This window comes from Streptosporangium saharense (genome assembly GCF_014203715.1).
GTDB classification, from domain to species: Bacteria; Actinomycetota; Actinomycetes; order Streptosporangiales; family Streptosporangiaceae; genus Streptosporangium; species Streptosporangium saharense.
This window is the reverse complement of sequence record NZ_JACHJP010000011.1, coordinates 267,259-288,463: the sequence shown is the minus strand read 5'-3', so window position 1 is coordinate 288,463 and position 21,205 is coordinate 267,259. Positions and strand designations below refer to the sequence as shown.

General features: G+C 70.2%; 21 protein-coding genes and 1 CRISPR repeat array. Of the genes, 14 read left to right on the top strand and 7 right to left on the bottom strand.

All coding sequences use genetic code 11. The features are described from left to right. Window positions 1-74: 74 nt before the first annotated feature. The 5 genes from FHS44_RS35095 to FHS44_RS35075 form a co-directional block, all read right to left on the bottom strand. Window positions 75-995: a radical SAM/SPASM domain-containing protein gene (locus FHS44_RS35095; RefSeq protein WP_184723236.1), complete on the bottom strand. Its 921-nt coding sequence runs from the start codon at window positions 993-995 to the stop codon at window positions 75-77. Window positions 996-1,073: 78 nt separating this feature from the next. Next, window positions 1,074-1,298 (bottom strand): BldC family transcriptional regulator, encoded by a 225-nt coding sequence (locus FHS44_RS35090; protein WP_184723233.1) that lies wholly within the window; start codon window positions 1,296-1,298, stop codon window positions 1,074-1,076. A 296-nt stretch (window positions 1,299-1,594) separates the two neighbouring features. Next, entirely contained in the window at window positions 1,595-1,897 is a 303-nt protein-coding gene (locus FHS44_RS35085; protein WP_184723230.1) for a hypothetical protein, read from the bottom strand. Continuing rightward, window positions 1,894-2,232 (bottom strand): hypothetical protein, encoded by a 339-nt coding sequence (locus tag FHS44_RS35080; RefSeq protein ID WP_184723227.1) that lies wholly within the window; start codon window positions 2,230-2,232, stop codon window positions 1,894-1,896. Before FHS44_RS35080 ends, FHS44_RS35085 begins: the two co-directional genes overlap by 4 nt. Then, window positions 2,229-2,516: a hypothetical protein gene (locus FHS44_RS35075; protein ID WP_184723224.1), complete on the bottom strand. Its 288-nt coding sequence runs from the start codon at window positions 2,514-2,516 to the stop codon at window positions 2,229-2,231. The genes FHS44_RS35080 and FHS44_RS35075 overlap by 4 nt, the downstream gene beginning before the upstream one ends. A gap of 367 nt (window positions 2,517-2,883) precedes the next feature. On the opposite strand from FHS44_RS35075, the gene FHS44_RS35070 reads away from it, so the two are divergent. Together FHS44_RS35070 and FHS44_RS35065 are read left to right on the top strand one after the other, a co-directional pair. Continuing rightward, window positions 2,884-4,203 (top strand): helix-turn-helix domain-containing protein, encoded by a 1,320-nt coding sequence (locus tag FHS44_RS35070; RefSeq protein ID WP_184723221.1) that lies wholly within the window; start codon window positions 2,884-2,886, stop codon window positions 4,201-4,203. Continuing rightward, complete coding sequence (locus tag FHS44_RS35065) at window positions 4,200-4,793, top strand: GNAT family N-acetyltransferase (protein ID WP_184723219.1); 594 nt, start codon at window positions 4,200-4,202, stop codon at window positions 4,791-4,793. Before FHS44_RS35070 ends, FHS44_RS35065 begins: the two co-directional genes overlap by 4 nt. 503 nt (window positions 4,794-5,296) lie before the next feature. Then, a CRISPR array of direct repeats spans window positions 5,297-5,584; the repeat unit is 29 nt; unit sequence GTCACTCATCACCCTGAAGGGTTCGCAAC. Window positions 5,585-5,643: 59 nt separating this feature from the next. On the opposite strand, the gene FHS44_RS35060 is transcribed toward FHS44_RS35065, so the two are convergent. Then, a complete protein-coding gene (locus FHS44_RS35060; protein WP_184723216.1) occupies window positions 5,644-6,090 on the bottom strand; it encodes a nuclear transport factor 2 family protein in 447 nt (148 codons plus the stop codon). A 52-nt stretch (window positions 6,091-6,142) separates the two neighbouring features. Beyond that, entirely contained in the window at window positions 6,143-6,802 is a 660-nt protein-coding gene (locus tag FHS44_RS35055; RefSeq protein ID WP_184723213.1) for a TetR/AcrR family transcriptional regulator, read from the bottom strand. A gap of 169 nt (window positions 6,803-6,971) precedes the next feature. Between FHS44_RS35055 and FHS44_RS35050 the strand changes: the two genes are divergently transcribed. From FHS44_RS35050 to FHS44_RS34995, 12 genes are all read left to right on the top strand, one after another. Then, window positions 6,972-8,474: an MFS transporter gene (locus FHS44_RS35050; protein ID WP_184723211.1), complete on the top strand. Its 1,503-nt coding sequence runs from the start codon at window positions 6,972-6,974 to the stop codon at window positions 8,472-8,474. Window positions 8,475-8,612: 138 nt separating this feature from the next. Further along, entirely contained in the window at window positions 8,613-9,644 is a 1,032-nt protein-coding gene (locus FHS44_RS35045; protein WP_221461651.1) for a D-2-hydroxyacid dehydrogenase, read from the top strand. A 303-nt stretch (window positions 9,645-9,947) separates the two neighbouring features. Next, window positions 9,948-11,597, top strand: coding sequence for an ABC transporter substrate-binding protein (locus FHS44_RS35040; protein ID WP_184723205.1), 1,650 nt, complete (start codon window positions 9,948-9,950; stop codon window positions 11,595-11,597). A gap of 30 nt (window positions 11,598-11,627) precedes the next feature. Next, window positions 11,628-12,596, top strand: a complete 969-nt coding sequence (locus FHS44_RS35035; protein WP_184723203.1) for an ABC transporter ATP-binding protein — start codon at window positions 11,628-11,630, stop codon at window positions 12,594-12,596. Beyond that, window positions 12,593-13,618: an ABC transporter ATP-binding protein gene (locus FHS44_RS35030; protein WP_184723200.1), complete on the top strand. Its 1,026-nt coding sequence runs from the start codon at window positions 12,593-12,595 to the stop codon at window positions 13,616-13,618. The genes FHS44_RS35035 and FHS44_RS35030 overlap by 4 nt, the downstream gene beginning before the upstream one ends. After that, window positions 13,615-14,535 (top strand): ABC transporter permease, encoded by a 921-nt coding sequence (locus FHS44_RS35025; protein ID WP_221461650.1) that lies wholly within the window; start codon window positions 13,615-13,617, stop codon window positions 14,533-14,535. Before FHS44_RS35030 ends, FHS44_RS35025 begins: the two co-directional genes overlap by 4 nt. 4 nt (window positions 14,536-14,539) lie before the next feature. Continuing rightward, window positions 14,540-15,472, top strand: coding sequence for an ABC transporter permease (locus FHS44_RS35020; protein ID WP_184723186.1), 933 nt, complete (start codon window positions 14,540-14,542; stop codon window positions 15,470-15,472). 36 nt (window positions 15,473-15,508) lie between these two features. After that, the gene (locus FHS44_RS35015; RefSeq protein WP_184723183.1) at window positions 15,509-16,636 is read left to right on the top strand and encodes a Gfo/Idh/MocA family protein; all 1,128 of its coding nucleotides are present in this window, start codon (window positions 15,509-15,511) and stop codon (window positions 16,634-16,636) included. Continuing rightward, window positions 16,633-18,105, top strand: coding sequence for a TldD/PmbA family protein (locus FHS44_RS42560; protein WP_184723180.1), 1,473 nt, complete (start codon window positions 16,633-16,635; stop codon window positions 18,103-18,105). Before FHS44_RS35015 ends, FHS44_RS42560 begins: the two co-directional genes overlap by 4 nt. A gap of 26 nt (window positions 18,106-18,131) precedes the next feature. Further along, entirely contained in the window at window positions 18,132-19,478 is a 1,347-nt protein-coding gene (locus FHS44_RS35005; protein ID WP_184723177.1) for a TldD/PmbA family protein, read from the top strand. Beyond that, window positions 19,475-20,317: a DUF4438 family protein gene (locus tag FHS44_RS35000; protein WP_184723174.1), complete on the top strand. Its 843-nt coding sequence runs from the start codon at window positions 19,475-19,477 to the stop codon at window positions 20,315-20,317. The genes FHS44_RS35005 and FHS44_RS35000 overlap by 4 nt, the downstream gene beginning before the upstream one ends. Then, entirely contained in the window at window positions 20,314-21,159 is an 846-nt protein-coding gene (locus FHS44_RS34995; protein ID WP_184723171.1) for a DUF4438 family protein, read from the top strand. Before FHS44_RS35000 ends, FHS44_RS34995 begins: the two co-directional genes overlap by 4 nt. Window positions 21,160-21,205: the final 46 nt, after the last annotated feature.

The following is a 21,205-nucleotide window of genomic DNA, read 5'->3' as shown; positions in this document are numbered from 1 at the left end:
CGGCCCCCGCCACCGAGACCCACGAGAAACAGCAGCGGCGGCGAGCCGGACAGCGCGAGGTTGCCAGTTCATGGTCATTTCTTACCGGGTGGGTTGTAGTCCGGGTTGCAGAAGCGCGGATCGCAAGCTGGTTTCTCGGAAGGCGGGCAGTCGCGGCCGTCCTGCTCGGTGGGACGGCAACTGTTCTTGTCCGGCTGACACTCCTCACCCGCCCGAGGAGCAGGCACCAGGTCGAGGGCCTGAGTCCAGGTGACGCTGCTCAGGATGTCAGCCAGCGGTGAGGCCAGCACGTTGCCAGCGCTCATGTTCCGTGACATGGGACACGGGGTGAGGCTGCCGTCTGGCAGCACCGCAGCCGATCCACGGCCGCATGCGCCGCACAACTCAGCGGGGTCCAGAACACCACGAGAAGGGCGGCCCAGCAGCCGCATCCGGTCGATGCCGATCCGCGTCACGCCCAGTTGTTTGAGCAACTCCTGCCCCTGGTCGAGACGCTGACCATCCAGCACATGGACCATGCCCACTCGCAGCGGGATTCCCCGTTCCAACGCCGTGGTGATGTTGTTCTGCGTGCGGGACAACGTGTTACGGCCGGTGATCAACATGTGCTCACGGGCATCGTCGCTGTAGAAGGACGTGGCGAGTCGAACACCCGGCTGGGAGAACGTCTCCCACAGCGAATCCGGTACGTATACGAGGTTGCTGTAAACCTCGACCTCGACTCGGGCGGCCAGGGCGTGACCGATCAGGTCGGGCAGCGCCTTGTGGAGGGTCGGCTCGCCACCGATGAACTGAACACACGACGTGCCGAGCGCGGCGGCCTGGTCGATCACCCTCTTCCAGTCGAGGACGGTCATGACGCCGTCCGTCCCGTTTGGCGAACTGGACGCGTAACACTGAACGCATTCCAGTTGGCACTTGCCGGTCAGCTCCAGCCACAGGAACCGTAGGCCGACCACGTTGGCGGCCGGGGGCTCTTGCTGCAGAGCGGTCATCGGTGTCCCCTTTCACGTTGGATGCTGGAACGGTCTGGGCCAGCCGAGGCAAGGTGGCCGTCGATCTGTGATGGGTTTTCATCTGGTGGGGTTCAGCAGGGTGGCGATGTCGTTTTCGCGGTAGCGGCGTTGGCCGCTGGGGGTTCTTATCGAGGGGATGCGGCCGGTCAACGCCCATCTGTTGACGGTCTTGGGGTCCACTCCGAAGATGCGGGCGACCTCGCCGGGGGTGAGGAGGCGCTCGGGTGCTCCGGCTTCGGTGGTGAAGGTGCCGTCGGGGGCGACGGCCTTGAGCGGGGACATGCGGGTTCTCCCGGAAGGTGCGGTTGCTTACGGCGGGGCGAGGATCTTGTCGTGCTGGGGGTGCCCGGCCCGAGCCGGGGAGCAGGTGGCCGGGCACCCGGTAGAGGGACCGGTCCCGCGTGTGGGGGCGCGGAACCGGTGCGCGAGGCGGCTCCCCCTTCCCCAACATGCCGAACTCGGCACGTGTGGGAGTCGCCTTGCGGGGGTGTGCGGCCCAAGCCCTCCAACCTGAGCCGCACGCTTGGAGGTACGGCGGGCAACGGACGGGATGAGTTCCGCCGCCCGCCGTACCGGCTTCAGGAGCGCAGCAACCTGCGCAGTCCAAGAGGCCGCTGACCAGCCCGAACGGTCCGGGCCTGGAGGGCACGGGCTACGGCGACGGCCTGGATGCTCGGCGGCACCATCGCGGGTGCCTGGGCGGCCAGCTTGCGGTCCAGTTCCTCCACCGAGTCGGCGCGCACCAGCGACACGTTCCTGGGGTCCGGCCGGGTGCGATAGGCGCTCCACACTCCGGTCGCCGAGTTGTGGAAGACCAGCCAACCCGGATGAGCCTGCTGTACGGCGTCGCAACTTCGACGCACCGAACGCGGGGGCGTCATGCCGTCCTCCTCGACGAACGTGAACGCCGAGTCCTGGGAGGACGTCGGTTCTCGGAAGCGGGGACCCGCAGGATCAGGAGCGTCTCGGCCTCGCGCATCCGCTGCTCCAGCTCCTCGGCGGTGTCGTCACTGACGATCACCGGCTGCGGGGAGGGCAGGGCACACAGGGCGAAGAAGCGGCGCATGCTCAGGCTGTAGAGCACCGTCCACCCCGGCCAGGACTGCCCCAGCAGTTCGGCTTCGGCGCGGGCCGGGCCGTCCCACACCCGCTGATAGACCGTCGCCACGGGCTGTCCGTCGCGGTGGCGTCCTGCGGGCCGGGAGCGTCCGATCACGAGGGCGCCCCCTCGGCCGGGGCCTCGCAGGCGGCCCCCTCCGTTCCGGAGCCCGTCGCCAGGCGGGCCAGGTGGTCGGCGATCTGACGGGCCGCCTCCTCGGCCTGCTCCACCGGCACCTGAAGCGCCCGCTCGTTTTGGTGCTTCCAGAAGTAGATCCGCTCCCGACGGTCGGTCCAGATGACAACCTCCCGCCCGGGGACCTCCACCCGGGGAGCGCCGTCCTCGCACACGAACACCGTCTCCACCCGCAACCGAGCCAGCAGGCTCTGCAGGTGTCGCAACTGGGGCGCCTTGGGGTCGTAGAACCCCTCGCTGAATTTTTCCGGCGCAGAGCGTCGGTCATGGGCGTATTGAGTGGAAACACGGTGGACTCCTTTGTCGACACGAGGCGGAATGGGCTGGCGGGGAAGTAGCGGCTCTGGTGACCCCGCATCGGGCGAGGGTTGTTCCTTTCATCCGGATTTGTGCTGATAGATGGTCGTTTTGGTATTTCTTCGGAAGGAATTACTCGCCTGGTCTCGCACGGCCGAAAGGAGATAAATGTTCCAAGTTTCCCGCTGCTCGCATCGCTTGTTGCCAGGCGCATGCAGCATCTGCCATTTGACGGCACTATGGAGGGGCGCTCGTGCGTGCCCACAGCGTGCCCCCATGCTGACCGAAAAGGATCCCCCGGTGGAAGCACCCGATCTACCACTTCCGGACCTACTGAAACACCTCCGCGAAGCTGCCGGAATGACACAGGCGGAGGAGGCGGAAAGGTTGTGTGCCCACACCGGCACCTGGACCCTCACCCGGCACGAGGTCGGCAGATGGGAACAGGGCCGCGTCAGGCCAGGCGCATGGCTGCCCGCCCTCGCGCAAGTCCTCGGCGTGGAACTGAATCTCCTGGAGAGAGCACCGTCCAAGAAACTTGCGGTCGCTTCGTATGCTGGTCCGAGTAACGACTCGGAACAGGAGAGTGAGTTGCTGCGCCGCACACTTCTTGCAGGCATCGCGGGAATAGGCGTGTCCGCAGTCACGCCTCTTGAAGGATTGGAGCAACTACGTACGGTCGTTGACCGCAATGTGGGCGCCCCCAAGCTGGCGGAGTGGGAGGAGGCCGCGTGGGAGTACGACCTGCAAAGGGCTTCCCGACCACCATTGACGGTGGCCCACGACCTGTCGCTGGATGTGCTGGCCTTCCAACAGGCCATGGGGCACGCTCCAAACCACGAGACCTACCAATGGCGGCGCCTCAACGCGCGCTTCATGCTCCTGCTGGCCGCCACACTTGGCTCAGCCGGGTACGGCAGAGAATCTCGCCACTGGTGGGCGTCGGCGCGGCGTGCGGCAGAGCAGACCGGTGACCACCAGTTAGCGGCGATGGTGCATGCGTCCGAAGCCGTTCAGGGTCTGTATGAGGAAAGACCGCTGGCGCTGGTGTTGTCCAGAGTGGACACCGCACTGGAGTTGACGAAGGGGCGACCGTGCCAAGCCACTGCCCAAGCGCTCAGCGCTCGCGCTTACGCCCTGGTTCTCGCTGGTGACCACGCCTCGGCCTGCGCCGCGCTGAATCAGGAGAGCGACGTATATGACGCTTTGCCCGACCACGTCACCCGGGACCAGTTGTCCATGGATGGGTGGCCGTTGTTTCGGCTACTGCACACTCGATCCCTGGTCTATGCCCTGTCTGGACACCCACGCGCCGCACAGGCCCAGAAGGAAGCGCTTGCCGCGCAGCCCGCTAGGCGGCCTCGACAGAGGATTCAAGTACGGCTGCATGAGGCGATCTTCGCGACGCGAGACGGCGACGTTGACGACGGACTGGATCACGCCCGCCGAACCCTTGCCGACCTTGGCCCCAACACCAACCTCTTCGTGAAGCGAATCGCGGCCCAGGTCGCTGACGCGGCCCCCTCTGAAGCGCAATCTCATACCGCAGTGCTCGACTACCGACGTCAGTTCGCCCTACCTCAAGGAGAAGCATGACCGACGTGACCTTCCAGCGACTGAATGCCGCCGAAGCGCGACAGCACCGCGATCTGGTCGCCGACATCCACAACGACGCCTACGCCGAGGAGATCGCCGCCGGGGGAGAGTTCTCCAGCGCCGAGGCGTTCCTGCTGCGTTTCGACGCCTATACCAGCCGCGATGGTTTCGACCTTGTTTTCGCCCACGTTGACGGGGTGGTGGTCGGTCAAGCATGGGGCTGGGCGCTCACCTCCGGGAGCGCGTGGTGGAACGGCCTGCTGGCCGAGCCGGAACCCGGTTTCGCCGACGAGGACGGCACCCGCACCTTCGCCCTGTCGGAGATCATGGTGCGCCGCTCATGGACCGGTCAGGGCATCGCCCGCGCTCTGCACGACACGCTCCTGGCCGCCCGTACCGAACAGCGCGCCACGCTTCTGGTACGGCCGGACAACACGACCGCCTACGGCGCCTACACCCGGTGGGGCTGGCACAAGGTCGCCCAACTCCGTCCCGGCTGGCCCGACGCCCCGCTCATGGACGTGCTCATTCTTCCCCTCGCACCTGGCCGCTCTGACGAACATCGCAGAGAACACGACCGCCACGCTTGAGACCCTGCGGATGGGAGAGAGCGTCCTCTACCGGCTGCCCGGCCGGATCGTCGCCCCGGGCCGGGCGGAGCGCGGACGCCACCCGCGAGGTGCAGGTCGCCCGCTGGGCCTGGGGAAGTGGTACCGCAACCCCGCTCAGGAGAGCGTCCCATCAGCCTGACCTCGTTCCCAGGCAGTGAGGATCGCCGTTTCTCGTTCTGTGGAGATGCCCAACTCCGCGGAACGTTCGGACGACACCACGGTGCCAGTCTGGAGCCGCCGCCAGGTATCGGCCTCAATCTCCTTGATTGGTTCCCGGAAGTACTTCGTGGCCGTGCACAATGGATCACCGAGTTGTGCTGACCACTGTCGGTTGCCGGTGCGAGGAGGGAAGAAGCATCATCGGATCAGATCCAAAGATGATCAACGCTCTGACCTGCGCTTCTGCACTACCGCCGGACTGCTGCAGAAACAGCGAGTTCCACCCTCACAGCGCCAGCTCTGACCCGGGACTTTACCCTCGGGTCACTCATCACCCTGAAGGGTTCGCAACCGCGGGCCGTCATGAGCTGCCCGATCCCGAGCACGTCACTCATCACCCTGAAGGGTTCGCAACGCTGGCACTTCCGGGGCGGCCGGTGGATCTACGTCCACGGTCACTCATCACCCTGAAGGGTTCGCAACGCATGAGGTGCGGCAAGACGAAAGGCTGGGTCTCCGTCACTCATCACCCTGAAGGGTTCGCAACCCGAACCCGAGCTTCTGCGCGGCGGGTACGGCGAGGTCACTTATCACCCTGAAGGGTTCGTAACACGTGGGCCTCTGGCACGTTGGTGCCTCCAAGCTTCAGCGACATCGTGGGGTGCGGAGTCTAGGAGTGTGAGGTTGCGGTGGTGATGGTGGTGGGGTCCCAGTAGAAGGGGCGGCATTCGAGCATGCGGCCGTGCCGTACTCGGATCAGTTGCAGGATCAGGGTGTCCACCTCCTGGCCGGTCGCGCGGGCGCGGAACCGTACCCGGTTGCGTACCACCACCGTGTCCCTGTCGCCCCAGTGTTCCTGTTCGAGGAATTCCATGGACGACCAGGTCTCGCTGAACGTGGCCAGGAAGCGCTCAAGGCCGTCGTGTCCTCGCCACGTTCCGGTTCCCGTGAACGGCAGGCCGGGAGCTTGGTACAGGACAACCTCCGGGTCAAGATACGTGGCGACCTCGTCGTAGCTGGCCTTGCCGAACCCACCGGCGGCGACGTACGCGGCCTCGGCCCGATAGAACTTCTCCATCACCGTCCAGGCGTCCTGTGCCTGGTCCTCTGTACTCATGGCTCCAGCGTCACAGACGGGTGAGGGAAGACGCTGGCGGTGATCGGACGCCTCAGTGGTGGGCGTGGGTGGTGATGGCGGCTATCAGCATGTCCAGTTCGGTGTGGAAGATGTCCTCGGGGGTCAGGTTTCGTAGGTGGGGCTCGATGGCGCGGAGTTGGTCGGGGGCGTCGGGTTCGGTGGCGATGGTGGCCTGGCGGTGGTTGGCGATCGGGTCGCCGTGGGCCTCGCGTTGCAGGCGGCCGAGGACCAGGTCGAGGAAGACCAGGTAGTAGCGGGCGGTGTCGCGTTCGTCGAGTCCGGCGTCGGTGAGGATCGTCAGGATCGTCTCGACCAGGCGTAGCGGGCCGGGGCCGTGGTGGGTGTGCGGGGCGGTCAGGACGTCGATCGTGCCGGGGTAGGCGCCCAGCTCGCGGTGCATGCCCAGGGCGAGCGCGCGCAGCCGTTGGGGCCACGGCCCCGTCTCGGGAACGGGCGGGACGATGTCCTGCCGCGCGATGGCGTCCAGGGTGAGTCCGACGAGGGCTTCCTTGTCCGGGACGTGCCGGTACAGGGCCATCCGGGAGACACCGAGGTCGGTCGCGAGCCGCCGGATGGTCAGCGCCTCAAGCCCCTCGCGCCGGGCGATGTCCTGGGCCACGGCGATGATCCGGTCACGGTTGAGCCCGCCCCAGGGGCTGCGTGCCTTCGGCTCACCGGTGGGCGTGGACATGAGGGAACTGTAGTGGAACATTCTTGCGGACTGCTGTCCGCAAGACTTAGGGTCACCTTACTTCTACTTCATGGGGGACCCACATGCTCATGATCGTCGGGTACGGCTCGCTCCGGCTTCCCGAGGAAAGATCCCTGCCCGAGCCCCGGCCAGAGACAGGGGAAGCGTGATGTGGATCGCCCTGGGGATCGCGGCGCTGGTCGGGCTGTTGCGTCGCTTCCGGAGTCGCCAGAAAAGAGACGCCCCCGCGTCCGAGTCGATGATCGTCGCCGGGCTGCTGCTCGCCGTACTCGCCGCAGGCATCGCCCAGACGATCGTCGCCGGTGCGCTGCCCGCCTTCGGTGAGCTGTTCGGCGCCTCCGCGACCACCGTGGCCTGGACGCTCACCGCCTTCATGCTCAGCTCCGCCGTCGTCACCCCGATCGCGGGCGGCCTCGGCGACCTGTTCGGCTACCGTCCGGTCCTGCTCGGCTGCCTGGTCTGCTTCTGCGCCGGGACGGTGGTGGCCGCGCTGGCCGTGACCGCCGGATCGCTTCCCACGCTGATCGCGGGGCGGGCGTTGCAGGGGGTCGCGGGCGGGGTGTTCCCGCTGGCGTTCGGCATCGCCAGGACCAGCCTGCCCGCCGTACGCGTCCCCGGGGTGATCGCGCTGCTCGGCGCCATGTTCGGGATCGGCGGCTCGGCGGCCATGGTGATCGGCGGGCCGGTCGTCGACGGCCCGGGAGCGGCCTGGCTGTTCTGGGGGACGCTCGTGCTCGCCGCCCTCGCCCTGCTGCTCGCCGTACGGCTGCCCGCAGCCGGGGCGCGTGGGCGGGGCCGGGTCGATCTGGCCGGGGCGGGGCTGCTGTCCGGGCTGCTCGTCTGCCTGCTGCTCGGGGTCAGCCAGGGTGCCTCGTGGGGGTGGGGTTCGGCGCGTGTTCTGGGGCTGTTCGGCGGGGCGGTGCTGCTGGCGGTGGCCTTCGTGGTCGTCGAGTCGCGGGTCGCGAGGCCGCTTGTCGATCTGCGGGTGATCAGGCGGCGGGCGCCGGTGAGCGTCAACCTCGTCACCCTGGTCACCGCCGCCGCCATGTTCGCCTCGGTGACGCTCTTCCCGCAGTTCGCCCAGACCCCGGTGACGGCGGGGTACGGCTTCGGCCTCTCCGCGGCGCGGGCGGGCCTGGTGATGTTGCCGCTGGCGGTGGCGACGCTGGCGGCGGGACCGGTCTCGGCCATGCTGGGGCGTCGGTTCGGAGGGCGGGTGCCACTGGGGTGCGGGGCGGTCTGCGCCGCCGTGGCCTACGGGTTCCTGGCCGTGGCGCACGAGAGCATGTGGCAGCTCTATCTGGCCGGGGCGATCGTCGGGGCCGGATACGGGCTCGCGTTCGCGGCGCTGGGCAACCTGACCGTCGACTCGGTCGAGCCCCGGCACACCGGGGTCGCGACCGGCGTCAACACGATCATGCGGACGGTCGGCGCCGCCCTGGGCGTCCAGATCACGACCGCGCTGCTGGCCACGGGGTCGCGGGGCGCGGGTACGCCGCCCACGGAGGCCGCCTACACGCTCACGTTCCTGCTCTCCGGAGGCCTGGCCCTGCTCGGTCTGGCCATGATCGCGGCCATTCCCCGCCGGGAGGGGAGTCCGGCGGGTGTGCTCGTGAGGGAGAGCGTCCGGGTGGAGGAGGGTGCCCGTTAACCGCAGGTCCCCGGTGAGATGTTTGGTGTTAAGACGTCCTTCATTGGTAGGTGTCGGAAGTGTGGGGATGGGTGTCTTGCGGGAGGTCAAGGGGCGTCCTAGCCTCGATTGTCGACGATCGACAATCGAGGAGGCGTGGTGGCAGACAAGCTCCGCGTGCTGGTGGCGTCACCGTTGGAACCCGAGCATGTGGAGGCCATCAGGGCCGTTGATCCACGGATCGAGGTCCTCTACGAGCCGGATCTGCTGCCACGGCCGCGCTATCCCGCCGACCACACCGGGATCGACCGCGAACTGTCGGAGGCCGACCTCCGGCGCTGGCGTGACCTGCGGGCCTCCGCGCACGTCAGCTTCGACTTCGACTGGCTCGACCGGGCGGGCATGCCGTACAACTGCCCGGAGTTGCGCTGGGTGCAGGCGACCAGCGCGGGCATCGGGCAGTTCGTGCGCAGGACCGGGCTGGGGGACAGCGACCTCGTGCTCACCACGGCGGCGGGTGTCCACGCGGTTCCGCTGGCGGAGTTCGCGCTCACCGGGGTGCTGCACTTCGTCAAGGGCGTGCCCGACCTGACCCGCTGGCAGGCGCGGAAACACTGGGAGCGCTACACCACCCGGGGGCTGGCGGGCCTGCGGCTGGTGGTGGTCGGCCTCGGCGGCATCGGGCGTCAGGTTGCCAGGGTGTTCTCGGCCCTCGGGGTCGAGGTCGTCGGCGTCGGCAGGCCGGGGAGGACCTACGACATCCCCGGGCTGGCCGAGCTGTGGCCGTTCACCGAGATCGACGACGCCCTCGCCGGGGCCGGGGCGCTGGTGCTCGCCTGCCCGCTCACCGAGGAGACCGAGGGGCTCGTCGGGGAACGGCAGCTCGCCGCGCTGGCTCCCGGGGCGGTCCTGGTCAACATCTCGCGCGGCCAGGTGGTGGACGAGGGGGCGCTGACGGAGGCGCTCGCCACCCGTCACCTCGGCGGCGCCTTCCTTGACGTCTTCTCGACCGAGCCGCTGCCGCAGGAGTCGCCGCTGTGGGGCATGGACAACGTCGTCGTCTCCCCGCACTCGGCCTCCACCGTGGACACGGAGAACCGGGCGATCACCGAGCTGTTCGCCGACAACCTTCGGCGCTGGCTCGACGGGCGTCCGCTGCGCAACGTGTACGACAGGGAGAAGGGCTACTGACCGCACCCGGGACGTCCTGACGCCCGTCGCTGACCGTCATGAGGCGGTCAGCCGTACGGCATGCCCCCGGGGGGCCGAGCCGGGACGGGCGGTCAGGCGTGCCCGCGTTTGAGCAGGTCACAGGCTTGAAAGCGCTTTGAGCGCGGATTCATAACGGGCCGGATCCACTATTGACGGTGGCCCGAAACTCGGCCCATATTGTCGATTGTCGACGATCGACAGCGGAGACAGTGAGCAGGCGGGGGATCGAGGACTCCGCGTCGCTTTCCAGAGACTTCCAGAGGCTTCCAGAGGAGGGAATTGATGGCGAGACGACGCCGCTCCCGCATCATGTTCGCCACGGCGACGACCGTGGTGGCGCTCGGAGCCGTCGCGGCCTGCGGCGGGGTCCAGCGGAACGCGGAAACCCCCGGCGCGGGCCCGGCAGACGGCACGCCCCGCGCGGGCGGCACGATGACCGTCGCCTACAAGTCCGACCCCAAGACGTTCGACCCGGCCGTCTGCTACGACGCGACGTGCTGGAACAACATGCGCATGCTGTACGACCGCCTCTACGACTACAAGGGCGAGACCAGCGAACTCGTCCCGCAGGGCGCCGAGGCGCCGCCCACGGTCTCGCCAGACGGGAAGACCTACACGATCAGGATCAGGCCGGGGATGACCTTCTCCGACGGCTCGCCCGTCACGGCCAAGGACTTCGCCTACTCCTTCTCCCGCATCCTCGACCCCGCCACCAAGTCGCCGGTGCGCGGCTTCTGGACCGGGGTCGCGGGCGCAGAGGAGTACGGGAAGAAGCCCGAGGGCACCCCCAAGGGCATCCAGGTCGTCTCCGACAGCGAGCTCCGCATCGAGCTGACCCAGCCGAACTCCGCCTTCAAGTACATCCTGGCCATGCCGCACGCCTCGGTCATCCCCGAGGGCTCCGGCGCGGAGGCGGCGACCCGCCCGCTCGGCTCGGGGCCGTTCGTCTTCAAGGAGTTCTCGCCAGGGCGTCAGATCGTGCTGGAGAAGAACGCCAAGTACTGGGACAAACCTCGCCCCTACGTGGACAAGGTCGTCGAGCTGCTCGGCGTCAACCCCGACGTGGCGCTGCTGCAACTGGAGAAGGGCCAGATCGACCTGATGGGCGACCCGATCCCGCCCGCCCAGTACCTGTCGGTCACGGCCAACGCCGCGCTGAAGGACCAGACCGTCACCATCGCCAAGCCCAGCACCTACTTCCTGACGCTGAACGTCAAGATGAAGCCGTTCGACAACCCGAAGGTCCGCGAGGCCGTCTCCTACGCCATCGACCGCGCCTTCCTCCTCAAACTGGTCAACGGCCAGGGCCAGGTGGCCAACGAGTTCCTGCCGCCCGGCGTGCTCGGCCACACCGACGACAAGCTGGTCCACGACCAGGACGTCGCCAAGGCCAAGCAGCTGCTCGCCGAGGCGGGCTACCCCGACGGCTTCTCCACCACGCTCTACTCCTGGAACACCCCGCCGTGGACCAACCTGCTGCCCCAGCTCCAGCAGGACCTCGCCAAGATCGGGGTGAAGGCCGAGCCGCGTCCGCTCCAGCAGAGCACGTTCTTCGAGCTCGCGGGCACCCCGGGCAAGGTCCCCATGGCGCTCAGCTTCTGGGTTGCCGACTACCCCGAGGGCAGCAACTTCTTCCAGGCCCTCACCGCCTGCGCCGCGGCCGTCCAGGGCGGCCAGAACTACGCCTTCTCCTGCGACAAGGAGACCGACGACCTCGTCGCCAAGGCCCTGGCCACCGACTCCACGCAGGAGGCGCAGCGGCTCTACACCGAGGCCAGCACCAGGCTGCTCGCGGGCAACTCGCTGGTCCCCCTCTACTACGGCTCGAAGACCGAGGTCTTCGGCAAGAAGGTGGGCGGCTACTTCCCGCAGCCCGTCTGGGCCTGGGACATGACCAACTACTGGAAGACCGACGGCAAGCCGCTCGGCTGAGTCCCCCGTAACCCCCCTGAAAGGCTGAGCATGGACGCGCTGCTCGACGTGGACGATCTCGTCGTCCGCTTCGCGACGCCAACCGGCGACCACCCGGCCGTTCGCGGGGTCTCCTTCTCCGTCGCGGCGGGCGAGCGGCTCGGCATCGTCGGCGAGTCCGGTTCGGGCAAGTCCGTCACGGCCCAGGCCGTGATGCGGCTGCTCGGACCGGCCGCGACCGTCGCGTCGGGCGCCGTCCGCTTCGAGGGACGCGACGTGCTCGGCTTCCCCAGGGACGAGCTGCGGCGCTGGCGGGGCGCGCAGGCGGCCATGGTGTTCCAGGATCCGCTCTCCAGCCTCAACCCGCTGGTGCGGATCGGCCGCCAGGTCACCGAGACGCTCCGCGAGCACCTGGGCATGGACAGGCGGGCCGCCGCCGTACGGGCCGCGGAGCTGCTGGCCGAGGTGGGCATCCCGGACGCGGCGGCCAGGCTGCGCGACTACCCGATGACGTTCTCCGGCGGCATGCGGCAGCGGGTCGCCGTCGCCATCGCGGTGTCCTGCTCGCCCCGGCTGCTCATCGCCGACGAGCCGACCACGGCGCTCGACGTCACCGTGCAGGCGCAGGTTCTCGACCTGATGGACCGGATGACGGCCGAACTCGGCACCGCCGTGATCCTGATAAGTCATGACCTGGGCGTGGTCTCGACGTTCTGCGACCGCGTGCTGGTCATGTACGGCGGGCGCGTCGTGGAGAGCGGCACGACCGAGGAGATCGTCGGCGCCCCCCGCCACCCCTACACCCGAGCCCTGCTCGGTTCCATCCCCGCCATGACGGGACCGCTGCCGCGCAGGCTGCCGTCCATCCCGGGCAGCCCGCCCCAGGCGGGCGCGCACGTGCCCGGCTGCTCGTTCGCCCCGCGCTGCCCGCTCGCCGAGGACCTCTGCCACGAGGTCGAGCCGTCGATGGAGTACGGCGTCGCCTGCCACGTCGCCGCCAGGGCCGGGGAGCGCCCATGAGCGCAGACCAGAGAGGAGAACGCGAGGTGAACGTCGTCGAGGTCGAGGACCTGCGCGTGCACTTCTCCCGCCGCCGCGGCGTGACCGTGCGGGCCGTGGACGGCGTCTCGTTCACGGTCGCGCCGGGGGAGACCCTCGGCCTGGCCGGGGAGTCGGGCTCGGGCAAGAGCACCGTCGCCCGCGCCCTGCTGCGCATCACCGACCCCGCCGGTGGGCGGATCCGCATCGGCGGGCGCGACATCGCGGGGCTGCGGGGCAAGAACCTCAAGACCTTCCGCCGTCAGATGCAGATGGTCTACCAGGACCCCTACGACTCCCTCGACCCGCGCATGAAGATCGGCGCGACCGTTGAGGAGGCGCTGATCGTCAGGGGCGTCCCCGCCAGGGAGCGGGCCACGCGGGTGCGGGAGCTCCTCGACCGGGTCGGGCTGCCCTCGGGCCTGGCCGTCCGCTACCCGCACGAGCTGTCCGGAGGACAGCGCCAGCGGGTCTCCATCGCCCGCGCGCTCGGCGTGGACCCGGCCGTGATCGCCTGCGACGAGGCGGTCTCCGCCCTCGATGTCTCGGTACGGGCCCAGATCCTCAACCTGCTCAAGGACCTCCAGGAGGACAGCGGCCTGGCCTACCTGTTCATCTCCCACGACCTGTCCACGATGCGGTTCGCCGCCGACCGGATCGCGATCATGTATCTCGGCAGGCTCGTGGAGATCGGCACCGGGGACCAGGTCTTCGGCGCCCCCCGCCACCCCTACACCCAGGCGCTGCTCGCGGCGGTTCCGGTGCCCGGCGCGCGCCGTACCGGACCGAGGGTGCGGCTCGCGGGCGAGCCACCGAGCCCCGCGGACCCGCCGACGGGCTGCGCCTTCCATCCGCGCTGCCCGCTGGCCGAGGAGATCTGCCGTACGACAAGGCCGGAACTCGCGGTCAAGCGGGGCGGCCAGCTCGCCGCCTGCCACCTCGCCCCCGAAGCGGAGCCCGGGCCGAAGCCGGAGCCGGAGCGGAACCCCGAGGTGACGCCGTGACGACCCCACCGGAACCGCCCGCCGTACAGCACACCGAGCCCGTGCCCCCGGGCGTGCGCGACGGTCTGCGCAGAGCGGGACGCAGCCTCCTGCGGGACGTTCCCGCTCTCATCTCGGTCGCCGTGCTCGTGCTGCTGCTGCTCGCCGCGCTCCTGGCACCGCTGCTGGCCCCGCACGACCCGATGCGCACCTACGCCGAGGGACTGAGCGCCAGGGGCGCGCCCGTGCCACCCGGCGGCGACTTCCCACTCGGCACCGACCCCAACGGCCGCGACGTGCTGTCCAGGCTCCTGTACGGCGCCCGCGTCTCGCTGACCATCGGCGTCGTCGCCAACGGCCTGGCCACGCTCGTCGGGGTCACGGCCGGGGTGGTCGCGGGCTACTTCGGCGGCCTGGTGGACACCGTGATCAGCCGGATCACCGACATGGTGATGTCGTTCCCGATCCTGCTCTTCTGCGTCGCGCTGATCTCCGTCACCGGGCCGAGCCAGCGCAACGTGGTGCTGGTCATCGCGCTGGTCTACTGGACCTACCTGGCCCGGGTCATCCGGGGCATGGTGCTGTCGCTGCGCGAGCGGGAGTTCGTCACCGCGACCCGCACCCTCGGCGTCGGCGACGTGCGGATCATGGTCAGGCACATCCTGCCGCACCTCATCCCGGCGATCATCGTCTACGCGACGCTGGGCGTGGCCAGCTCGATCCTCATCGAGAGCTCGCTGTCGTTCATCGGGGTCGGCGTGCCGGTGCCCGAGGCCTCGTGGGGCCAGATGATCGACGACGGCCGCAGATACTACGAGGTCGCGCCGTGGCTGCTGTTCGCCCCCGGTCTGTGCCTGATCGCCACCGTCCTCGCCTTCAACCTGGCGGGCGACTGGCTGCGCGACCTGCTCGACCCCACCGCACCGGAACGGAGGTGACGGCGTGACGGGATGGGTTCTGCGCAGGATCGGGCAGATGGCGCTGGTCCTGCTGGGCGTGGTCACCCTCGCCTTCCTCATGGCCTACGCGGTGCCCGGCGACCCGGCCAGGCTGATCGCGGGCCCCAACGCCGACGCGGCGACCGTGGCCTCGATCAGGCACCAGCTCGGGCTGGACGCCCCGCTGTGGTCGCAGTACACCGCCTTCCTCGGCAGGCTCGCGCGCGGCGACCTCGGCACCTCCTACGCGCTGCACGGCGCGCCGGTCGCCGAGCAGCTCGCCCAGGCCCTGCCGACCTCGGCGCTCATCGCGGTCGGCGGGATCGTCTGGCAGCTCGTCCTCGGCGTCCCCGCCGGGATCGTGGCCGCCTACCGGCCGAAGAGCGCCGCCGACAGGCTCGCCACGCTCGGCGCGCTCATCGGCCTGTCGGCCCCGCCGTTCTGGGTGGGTCTGCTGCTGCTGTACTACCTGGCCTACCGGTTCTCGATCTTCCCGCTCAACGGGCTCGGCGACCCGCTGTGGTGGTATCTGGCGCTGCCGACCTTCACCCTCGGCCTGGCGGGCGCGGCGTGGTACGCCAGGATGACCCGCGCCCAGATGCTGGAGGTGCTGCGCTCGCCGTACATCCAGATGGCGCGGGCCAAGGGGCTGCGCGAGCGGACCATCCTGACCAGGCACGCGCTGCGCAACGCGCTCACCCCGCTGATCACCATGATCGGGATGGACTTCGGCTACTTCCTCGGCGGAGTCCTGATCATCGAGTCGGTCTTCGGGCTGCCGGGCGTCGGCAAGCTGACCTACGACGCCATCGACCAGCTCGACGTTCCGATCGTCACGGGCGCGGTGCTGGTGGCCGCCTTCTTCGTCGTCGTCATGAACTTCCTCGTGGACCTCACGTACGCGGTCGTCGACCCGCGCGTGCGCAACCGCCGCTGACCGGGTCGGCACAACCCCCGAAAGGAACTTTTCACCATGGGACAGGACAAGCTGCGGGTCGCCGTCGTCGGCGCGGGCCGGTGGGCGCAGGTGGCCCACATCCCCGGCTGGCAGCGTGACCCCCGCGTCGAGGTGGTCGCGCTCGCCGACTCCGACGCGGACGTGGTCGCCGAGGCGGGCAGGCGCTTCGGCGTCGGGCGCGTCGTCACCGACTACCGCGAACTGCTCGACGACCCCGGGATCGACGTCGTCGACGTGGCCACCGGCAACCGGGCGCACTTCGAGATCTCCTGGGCCGCCCTTGAGGCCGGCAAGCACGTACTGTGCGAGAAGCCGGTGCACCACGACTACCGGGAGACGCGCAGGGCCGCGGAACTGGCCAGGTCGAAGGGGCTGAAGACCAAGCTGGGCTTCACCTTCAGGTACGCCCCCGCGGTGCTCTACGCGAAGGAGCTCATCGACGCCGGTTTCGTCGGCGAGCCGTACATCTTCAACGGCTACGAGCAGAACAGCCAGTGGCTCGACCCGGAGACCCCGCTGCGCCAGGTGGACGCAGAGGCCGACCCGGACGTCATCCAGGTGTCGTCCATCGAGGGGTACGGCGCGCCGATCATCGACATCATGCACTGGTGGGTCGGTTCCCCCATGACTTCCGCGGTCGGCACGATGCGGAACTTCGTCCCCGAACGCGTCGTACGCGACACCGGCCTGATGACCAGGATGAACATCGACGACGGCGACATGTGGATCGCCGAGTTCGAGAGCGGCGCCCTGGCCTCCATCCAGTCGTCGTTCGTCACGGTCGGCAACTTCCCCGGCATCGAGGCCCGCGTCTACGGCTCGGAGGGCGCGATCATCATCAGGCTGGTCGAGGAGGACGGCATCTGCCAGACGATCAAGACGGCCTCCAAGGGCTACGTCGAGTTCGTGGAACGGGAGATCCCGCAGCGGTTCTTCCCCGAGGGCGGCGCCTCCACCGAGCCGTGGCCGCTGCTGTTCTACTCCAACCTGTGCCGGGACTTCGCCGACGAGATCCTCTCCGGCGACCCCGCCAACCAGGGCGACTTCGCGCAGGGCGCGCTGGTCCAGGAGACCATCAACACCTTCGAACGCTCCTTCCGCGAGCGCAGCTGGGTCAGCTTTCCCCTTGAGGGGGTCAGGTGACGGCGCACACCTGGGGGAGCGCCCACGATGACGCGGCGGCACGGGCGCTGTGCGAGGTCGCGCTCGGCGCCGCCTCGGGTCCCGGTGTCGAGTACGCCGACGTCAGGCTCGTCGAGTGCGAGGAGACGCGCCTGTACGGCAGGCACGGCGGGGCGCGTGACGAACGCTCCGAGCTGAACCTGGGCGTCGGGGTGCGCGCCCTGCGCGAGGGGGTGTGGGGGTTCGCCGCGGCGCCGCTCGGCGACGAGGCCGACGTCCGCGCCGTCGCGGGCCGGGCCGTCGCCGCCGCCCGCGCCGCCGCCTTCGAGGGCACCGAGCGCGTCACCCTCCCGCCGCGCCCGCCCTCCAGCGGACGCTACGCCACCGACGTCACGACCGACCCGTTCACCTTCTCCGGCAGGTACGGCCTGCTCGACCAGGCCCTCGCCGCAGCAGGGGCGCCGGAGAAGGTCGTCTCCGCCGAGGTCGGGCTGAACGCCAAACGGCAGCACCGGCACTTCGCCGACAGTGAGGGCTCCCGCCAGCACCAGCACCTGGTCGAGTCGGGCGCCATGGTGATGGTCTTCGCCGCCGACGAGCACGACGTGCAGCGCCGCTCCTACCCCAACTCCTTCCACGGCAACACAGCCGCGGCCGGATGGGAGTACGTGGAGTCGCTGCGGCTGGTCGAGCAGGCCGCCAGGGTCGGCGAGGAGGCGGTCGCGCTGCTCACGGCGCCGGTCGCCCCCTCGGGCACCGCGGACCTGGTGATCGGCCCTGCCCAGATGGCGCTGCAGATCCACGAGTCGTGCGGCCACGCGCTCGAACTCGACCGCATCCTCGGCGACGAGTCCAACTTCGCCGGGGCATCCTTCATCACCCCGGACGCGCTCGGCACGCTGCGCTACGGCTCACCCGCGGTCAACGTCACCGCCGACCCGACGGTCCCCGGCACCAGGGGCTCCTTCGGCTGGGACGACGAGGGCACCCCGGCCGGGCGCAGGGAGCTGATCAGGGAGGGCGTCGTGGTGGACTTCCTGTCCGGCAGGGACAGCGCCGCCAGGCTCGGCCTCACCCCGATCGGCGCCGCCAGGGCCGACGGCTGGGCCTACACCCCGGTCTGCTTCGCCACCAACGTCTTCCTCGAACCCGGCTCGGGAAGCCTCGACGAACTGCTCGACCGGCTCGGCGACGGCTACTACGTGGACGACAACCGGAGCTGGTCCATCGACGAGCGTCGCTGGAACTTCCAGTTCGGCACCGAGGTCGCCTACGAGGTACGGCGCGGCAGGCGCGGACGGCTGCTGCGGAACCTCTCCTACGGCGGCGTGACCCCGCGCTTCTGGGGCTCGGTCGAGGCGGTCGCGGGACCGGAGGAGTTCAGGGCCTTCGGCATGCCCTGCGGCAAGGGCGAGCCGAAGCAGTGGGGTTTCCTCGGGCACGGCGCCTCCCCGACCCTCGTGCGCGGCGTGCGGATCGGGGTCGCGTGATGACGAACCGGGAGGGAAGGGACGGGATGAGGCCGTACACCGGTGGGGACCGCGCGGTCGAGGCGGTCGAACGGGCGCTCGCGGGCGCGGCGGGGGCCGACGAGGCCGAGGCGTTCCTGACCGTGCGCTCCGGGGAGTACACCCGGTTCGCGGGGGAGCGGATTCACCAGGCGCAGGACATCGTGGAACGTCAGCTCATGGTGCGGGTCGTCGTGGACGGCCGTACCGCGCGGGCCGCGACCTCCAGGATCGAGGAGCCGGAGACCGCCGCGCGGGCCGCGCTCGACCTGGCGCGCGGCGGCGGCGCGAAGGGGGTCTACGGCGTCGCCCGGGTGGGGCCGTACCCCGAGCCCGGCCTGTGGCACGCCGACGTCGAGGAGTGGGACGCCGCCGCCCGCTCGGCGGAGGCCGCCCACGTCATCCGCGAGGCCAAGGAGGCGGACGCGCGGGCCTACGGCATGTTCGGCCGCGCCGTCACCGAACTCGCGGTCGCCGGAACCGGGGGCGTGCGGGCCTACGCCGCCGCGACCGAGGCCTCCGGCGCCCTGACCGTCAAGGCGGGCGAGGGCTCCTCCTACTGGTGCGACCTGGGCAGGTCGGCGCGGGCACTCGGCCTGCGGGAGGCGGCCAGCCGTACCGTGCGGGAGGCGGCGCGCGCCAGGCGGCCGGTCGAGCTGCCCGACGGCGTGCACGACGTCGTCCTCGGCCCGCTCGCGGCCGGTGAGCTGCTGCACTTCTTCGGCGCCTTCGGCTTCACCGGGCAGGCGCTCGCCGCCGGGGTCGGCGCCGTCGCCCGCACCCCGGGCGAACTCGTCGCCGCGCCGTGCGTCACGGTCGCCGACGACGCGCTCGCCGGGGTCGGGCTGCCGTTCCCGTTCGACATCGAGGGGACCCCCAAACGACGGGTCGCGTTCCTCACCGAGGGACGTGTCGGCGAGGCCGTCACCGACCTGGCAACCGCCGCCGCGCTCGGCGTCCCCTCGACCGGGCACGCCCACATCGCCCGCGAGGAGTCACCCCTGGCCATCCCGGCCAACCTCGTCATGTCTCCCGGCACGACGCCGGACGAGGAGTTGGTCGCCGGGGTCGAGCGCGGGGTCTACGTGCAGCGCTTCTGGTACACGCGGGCCGTCGATCCGGGAAGGACCACCATCACCGGGGTGAGCAGGGACGGCTGCTTCCTGATCGAGAACGGCAGGATCACCCGGCCCGTGGCGGGCAAACGGTTCACCGAGAGCGTCTTCGGGCTATTGTCCCGGGTGGACGCGGTCGGCGACACGCTCGCCACCCAGTCGCTGATGAACGTGTGGAACGGCGCCGTCACCGCCCCCGCCCTGCGGGTGCGCGGCTTCAGGTTCGGACCCCGGCCATGAGGGCCGCCACCAACGCCGCCCGCCTGGTCACCCAGATCCTGACCGGGGAGGTCTGGCCGCCGCTGGCCGACAGGAACGGCGCCAGGCCCGACGCGGACGGCCAAGCCTTCCTGCTGCCCGGCATGGGCGGGGTCACGCTCGGCGTGCACTGCGGTGACCCGGCCACCGGCTACGCCGCCGACCACCTGGAGCCCGGCCTGTCCATCAGGCACCGCGACCCCCGGGCCAACATGGCGCTGCAGTTCCTCACCTGCGTCGGCAACACCGTGCGCACGGCCTCGGGGGCGGAGGGGTTCGTCATCGGGCAGCACGCCTACGTGCTCGCCGACCTGCCCGAGGAGGCGCTCGCCGAGGTCACCGTCGGCGACCCCGTCACGGTCGTGGCCAGGGGGCAGGGGCTGCGGCTCACCGACCACCCCGCCCTCACCGTGAAGAACTGCTCGCCGGAGCTGGTCGAACGGATGCCGGGCGGCACCCGCGCCGACGGCAGGCTGGAGGTGCACGTGGCCGCGACGGTGCCCGCCGAGGCCGTCGGCGCGGGCGCGGGCATGGCCTCCGAGTTCGCCAACACCGACCTCATGGGCGCCTACGCGGGCCTGTCCGAGGACCTGTCGCTGGGCCTGGAAGGACTGCGGATCGGCGACTTCGTGGCGGTCGAGGACGCCGACCACCGCTTCGGTCGCGGCTACCGGTCCGGATATGTCACTATCGGCGTGATCTCCACCGGGCACTGCATGCTGCACGGCCACGGGCCGGGGCCGTCCTCCCTGATCACCGGCCCCGCCGAGGCCTTCCACCTCGTCCGCAGTCCCGACGCCAACCTGGAGGTGATCCGGTGAACACGCTGGCGGTGAACCTGCTCGGGATCGTCGAGCACCCGGAGATCGACGGCATGAACCCCTACCGGATCGACGCCGACGGCAGGCCGTACGTCCCGGCCGGGGACGGCGGGATCGTGCTCGGCGTACGGCTCGGCGACTCGGCCTTCGGCTTCGACGCCGACCACGCGGCGCCGGGGGTCTGCCTGGTCCACCCCGACCCGGCGGCCAGGCACGCGCTGACCGCCTACGCCTGCGTGGGCAACGAGGTCGTGGTCCGCACCGGGGCGGCGACCGGCGCGCGGGGCTGGGTGGTCGGCAAACGCGGCGAGGCGGGCCGGGTGATCGTCAGCATGGCGCAGGAACACCTGGCCGCGCTGCGCCCCGGCGACGGGATCTCCGTGCGCGGGCACGGCCAGGGAGCCTCGCTCGGCGTGCCCGGCGTCGAGCTGCTCAACCTCGACCCCCGGCTGCTGGGCCTCCTTCCGCTGCGGGTGGAGGCCGGGAAGGTGACGGTGACCGTGCGCGGGACGGTGCCCAGCCGCCTGGCGGGCAACGGCCTGGGCCGTCCCGCGCAGATGTGGGACCTGGACGTGCAGGTCACGCCGTCGACGCCGGGCCTGGCCTGGCTGCGCCTCGGCGACCTGGTCGCGCTCGACGACATCGACGTGCGGCACAACATGGGCTACCGGCGCGGCTGGCGCACCGTCGGCGTCGTCGCGCACGGCGACAGCCCGCTGCCGGGCCACGGCCCCGGTGTCACCCCCGTCATGACCGGCCCGGCGGACCTGCTGGCCGTCACGGTCGATCCGGATGGGGAACCCGCGCTGTCGGAGACCGCCCTGAGCGGCGCTCCATACTGAACCAGACAGGCGTCAACCCGAGCGACGCGAGAGAGGACACCAGGGG